This is a genomic window from Bacillus sp. AP50 (genome assembly GCF_040492675.1).
Classification (GTDB): Bacteria; Bacillota; Bacilli; order Bacillales; family Bacillaceae_G; genus Bacillus_A; species Bacillus_A cereus.
Genome location: NZ_JBEUTW010000340.1, coordinates 1 through 4,064, shown reverse-complemented (window position 1 = coordinate 4,064; position 4,064 = coordinate 1). Strand labels below are relative to the sequence as shown.

The window sequence follows — 4,064 nt, the reverse complement described above, 5'->3', positions numbered from 1 at the left end:
GTTTGTTAATGCAAGAGTTGACGTACGTGGAACTGCACCTGGCATATTAGCAACTGCATAATGAACAACGCCGTGTTTTTCGTAAGTTGGGTTGTCATGAGTTGTAATACGATCAGTTGTTTCGAAAATACCACCTTGGTCAATCGCGATATCTACAACGACAGAACCTGGTTCCATTGATTGAATCATTTCTTCAGTTACAAGTTTTGGCGCTTTTGCACCTGGAATTAATACTGCACCAATAACAAGGTCAGATTCTTTAACAGCTTCTGCAATGTTGTATGGATTAGACATTAATGTTTTTACTTGGTTACCGAAAATATCATCTAATTGACGAAGACGTTCTGCACTTAAGTCAATGATTGTTACATCTGCACCTAAACCTACTGCAATCTTAGCTGCGTTTGTACCAGCTTGACCACCGCCGATGATTGTTACTTTGCCGCGTTTTACCCCTGGAACGCCTGCAAGTAAAATACCTTTACCACCTTTGTTTTTCTCAAGGAATTGTGCACCGATTTGTGCAGACATACGACCAGCTACTTCACTCATAGGTGCAAGTAATGGTAAAGAACGATTGTCTAATTGTACTGTTTCGTATGCGATTGATGCAACTTTGTTATCGATTAATGCTTTCGTTAATTCTGGTTCTGGAGCTAAGTGTAAGTATGTGAATAAAATTAAACCTTCACGGAAATAGCCGTATTCACTTGCTACTGGCTCTTTTACCTTCATAACCATATCTTGATTCCATGCTTCTTCAGCAGTTTCTACAAGTTTCGCACCAGCTTGTACGTATTCTTCATCCGTAAAGCCAGATCCTAAACCTGCTCCTTTTTGAACAAAAACTTCATGACCATTTTGTACTAAATGTACTGCTCCCGCTGGCGTCATTGCCACACGGTTTTCATTGTTTTTAATTTCTGTTGGAATACCGATACGCATGATTAGTTCCCCCTTGAGTTATGAAATGACCCCTGAATCATTTTTTTAAAGCGCTTTCTACGCTCTTATATTTTAACATAATATCTCAATATTTGACAAAAAATAACACGAGTTTTCCGATAGATTTAATTTTATATTAAAGGACAGTATTATCCGCACCTCTCAGCACAATGGATAAACTGTCCAATTATTCGAAACTTCATCTTATTTTATTCTATCGATGTCTATGAATAACATCCACTGCACCAGTAACTTCAATAATTGTACCGGTAATCATATCGGAATCGTCCTCACATAAAAACGAAATGGTTCTTGCAATATCTTCACCTGTTCCAGATCTACCAATCGGTGTGTTATGCTCTTTCAGCTGACGTGCTTCTTGAATAGTTGCCTCTTTCATCTCGCCTATAATATCACCAGGACATACCATGTTCGCAGTAATACCATACTCCGCTTCTTCATAAGCAACTGTTTTCGTTAATGAAACAAGTCCTACTTTCGCTGCGGCAAAAGCTGAACGATAAATCCATCCCGGTGCACTATCCGCCCCTTGAAATCCGTAATTAATAATACGGCCAAAGTTCTGTTTTCTCATGACCGGAACGACAAGTTTTAATAAATGAAATACCGCTGTTAAATTTCCCTGAATCATTTCATTCCATTCATCTTCTTCATAATCAACTAACTTTTTTCGTTCAAATACATATGGACCAGCATTATTAATTAAAAAGTCAATTTTGCCAAAACGGCTCATCGCTTCTTCTACTATTTTATGTAAATCTTCCTTTTTCGTGACATCCGCTTGCACGAATTGTAGACGCTCTTCCACATCTTTATATGTTTCTTTCATCGTTTCCATAGCCGTGGTATCGCTATGGTACGTTACTGTTACTGAATAGCCTTTAGCCAATAACTTTTCTGTTACTTGCTTTCCTAAACCTTTCGTACCGGCTGTAATGAGCGCATGTCTCACAAAACTGCCCCCTTTTAAATTGCTATACTTCATATGTAACAAGTTCTCGCTCCAATTACAACTAAAATGAATTGAAACAGAGTTTTCAAAATTCTGTAACGTTTCTGGCAAGCACGTTACCAAAATTTGTTTTATACTTAAGTTGTAAACAGTTATAAAACAGATTGGGAGGAATTTACTATGAATAATACATATACAAATATTTTAATCGCGGTGGATGGTTCTAAAGAAGCAGAAAAAGCCTTTAAAAAAGCAATTCAAGTCGCAAAGCGCAACAATGCAACATTAACAATTGCTCATATCGTTGATGTAAAAGCATACTCAGCAGTAGAAGCTTATAGCCGTGCAATTGCTGAACGGGCAAATCTATTTGCAGAAGACTTATTAGAAGACTACAAAAAAACTGCGCTTGAAGCTGGTCTTGAAAAAATTGAAACTGTATTAGAGTTCGGTAATCCTAAATCAAAAATTTCAAAAGAAATCGCTCCAAACCATAAAGTAGATTTAATTATGTGTGGTGCGACTGGTTTAAATGCTGTTGAGCGTTTCCTAATTGGTAGCGTCTCTGAACATATTATTCGCTATGCGAAATGCGATGTCCTTGTTGTTCGTGGTGATGAAGAGCAAGGTGAGCTTTAATTTATAGATAAAACACCAAGTCCACATAGGCTTGGTGTTTTTCATTTTATAAACTTCACTATAAACACAAGACATGCTACGACAACAACGGTAATTGCCAACACATAAGGCGGAAGAAACTTCAAAGGCCATAACGCCATCATGATTGTCGCGATCGTTAAGTACGTTTGCCTTGCATCTGCTGTCATTTTTTTACGAAGTAAGAAGACGTACAAATATCCAATTGGCGGCGTAATAAAGCAAAGAACATATATGATTTTTGATTTTAAATACCACTTTTGTTCTCCGAGTTTCTTTATATCTTCTTCTATTCTCTTATGCTCTTGCTCTCTCGCTTCTTCTACAAGCGGATTTTCCTCTTCTCCTCGCTTTTCTTTCATATAAGGAAGAAAGTGCATAAAAAAATAGTATGCAAATACGAACGCTCCAAATCCAATATTTAATCTTTCTAATGGAATATGTTCACTAAAAAAAGCAGCAGTAAGCACTAAAGACAAACAGTATGTCATCATCCAAAATGAATGTTTTCTCTTTTTCCGTTCCATTTCTTTTTCACCTTGTATATCTTTTCTTTTCGAAATCCATATAGAAATAAAGCAATCTACTACAAATAGAGCAAAAATAAATATCGCAACGTGTACTGTTTCTAAATCCTCAAATGAAAAGATATTTGGGAATGCAACGTGTAATACAATTAGCGTGTACAAAATTAACCCTATAAAATAAATACGTCTCATTTTTCATCCCTTTCTTATTTCCTAACATTACGTTAACATACATTTTTTAGAAATAGACGGACAAAATATATATGTGTAAAAAAGGAGGATGCAACATGGATGATTCTGAACGTATTATTTTAGATGTGAATGGGAAAGAACTCGAAATGCTAGATACGATTCGTACTCATTTTAAAGAGAAACATGGCGTTGAACTAAGTAACGGTGCATTACTTAGAGATTTGATGGATATTGAGTATATTCGAATTACGGAAGATCGACATAAGTATGATTAAAAGAAAAACGACTGCAGGCGAATGCCATCAGTCGTTTTCTTTCTTTATTTAAGCTCTTGATGCTTCCCGCCCATACCACCTTGCTCATTGCTATTTTGGTGTACAGTTAGTTTATTTGTTTTCGTATCTTTTAAAACTCTATATGTATATGATTCATTTGGTTCATCTTTAAACTGCACATTCATTCCATACGAATCCATTTTGCTATAAAAGGCCGGTTTTATATATAAAATATCACTTTCTTTATATCCTTTATCTTGCAAATGCCACATCGTTGCGATAATCGCTTCTTCTCGCTTTTCTTTTTCACCAACATACATATATTTGTCCAAAAGAAACACTTTAGCATTTGCAATTAAACTAATTACCAGTACAATGATAAACACTATTTTTTTCATAGACTTCCCCTAAATTGTTATTTTTTACTATATTGTAACTTAAATATTATTAAAAAACAAAGTACGCCAGACTTTACTAGACTGGCGTACTTCCCAA

General features: G+C 35.7%; 6 protein-coding genes. 2 read left to right on the top strand and 4 right to left on the bottom strand.

Annotated elements, in window-relative coordinates; genetic code table 11:
- Positions 1 to 945: alanine dehydrogenase (ald, locus tag ABWK52_RS21850; RefSeq protein ID WP_326257206.1), on the bottom strand; the 945-nt coding region annotated here is incomplete at its 3' end.
- A gap of 214 nt (positions 946 to 1,159) precedes the next feature.
- Positions 1,160 to 1,951 carry an SDR family oxidoreductase gene (locus ABWK52_RS21845; RefSeq protein WP_002062486.1) on the bottom strand — a complete coding sequence of 264 codons (792 nt, stop codon included), beginning with the start codon at positions 1,949 to 1,951 and terminating at the stop codon, positions 1,160 to 1,162.
- Between the two features lie 147 nt (positions 1,952 to 2,098).
- Here ABWK52_RS21845 and ABWK52_RS21840 point away from each other — a divergent pair, with 147 nt between their 5' ends.
- Positions 2,099 to 2,557 carry a universal stress protein gene (locus tag ABWK52_RS21840; RefSeq protein ID WP_001066673.1) on the top strand — a complete coding sequence of 153 codons (459 nt, stop codon included), beginning with the start codon at positions 2,099 to 2,101 and terminating at the stop codon, positions 2,555 to 2,557.
- 41 nt (positions 2,558 to 2,598) lie between these two features.
- Here ABWK52_RS21840 and ABWK52_RS21835 read toward each other — a convergent pair whose 3' ends face one another.
- On the bottom strand, positions 2,599 to 3,294 hold the full coding sequence (locus ABWK52_RS21835; protein ID WP_098541185.1) for a hypothetical protein: 696 nt from the start codon (positions 3,292 to 3,294) through the stop codon (positions 2,599 to 2,601).
- A 95-nt stretch (positions 3,295 to 3,389) separates the two neighbouring features.
- Here ABWK52_RS21835 and ABWK52_RS21830 point away from each other — a divergent pair, with 95 nt between their 5' ends.
- Positions 3,390 to 3,569, top strand: a complete 180-nt coding sequence (locus ABWK52_RS21830) for a hypothetical protein (protein ID WP_000342765.1) — start codon at positions 3,390 to 3,392, stop codon at positions 3,567 to 3,569.
- Between the two features lie 44 nt (positions 3,570 to 3,613).
- Here the strand turns inward: ABWK52_RS21830 and ABWK52_RS21825 are convergent, their stop codons facing one another.
- Positions 3,614 to 3,967, bottom strand: coding sequence for a DUF3139 domain-containing protein (locus ABWK52_RS21825; protein WP_000724676.1), 354 nt, complete (start codon positions 3,965 to 3,967; stop codon positions 3,614 to 3,616).
- Positions 3,968 to 4,064: the final 97 nt, after the last annotated feature.